1 protein-coding gene is annotated in these 794 nt (G+C 57.3%); it reads left to right on the plus strand.

Annotated elements, in window-relative coordinates; translation table 11 throughout:
* On the plus strand, positions 1-794 hold a 794-nt coding region (locus A3754_RS02220), incomplete at both ends, for a sigma-54 dependent transcriptional regulator (protein ID WP_156496698.1).

Genomic DNA, 794 nt, shown 5'->3' on the forward strand with positions numbered 1-794 from the left:
CGGCAGCATGGAAACCGCCACCGATGCGATGAAATATGGCGCCTATGATTTCATTGCCAAGCCAGTGGCATTGGACCGGTTACGGCAACTGATCGAAGACGGTCTGGGCATCAGCGAAGTCGAAGAGCACCATGAAGAAGAAGACAATCTGATTGGTGACGCACCCAGCATGGTGGCGCTGAAAGCCCAGGTTCGAAAGCTGGCCCGCAGCCAGGCGCCCATCTATATCAGCGGCGAGTCAGGCAGTGGTAAAGAACGTATTGCGCGGCTGATTCATACTCTCGGTCCGCGCCGGGAAAAACCGTTTGTGGCCGTCAACTGCGGCGCCATTCCGTCCGAACTGATGGAAAGTGAATTCTTCGGCCACCGCAAAGGCGCGTTCACCGGCGCCGTGGAAGACCGAAAGGGCCTGTTCCGTGAAGCCGACGGCGGCACCCTCTTCCTCGACGAAGTGGCCGACTTGCCACTACATATGCAGGTGAAGTTGCTACGTGCGATCCAGGAAAAATCGGTGCGGCCGGTCGGTGAAGCCAAGGAATTCCAGGTCAACCTGCGCATACTCTGCGCCACCCACAAAAACCTGGAAGACGAAATGGAAGAGGGCCGCTTTCGTCAGGATCTCTTCTACCGGCTGAATGTTATCGAAGCACATGTACCGCCGCTGCGCGACCGACGTGAAGATATCCCCAAACTGGTTCAGCATATTCTCAACCGGCTCAGCCAAGCCTGGGACATCCCACCGCCCAGCGTCAGCTCTGACGCGGTGAACGCCATAGAAAATTACGCCTTTCCCG

The sequence above is a fragment of the Alcanivorax sp. HI0083 genome (assembly GCF_001635175.1).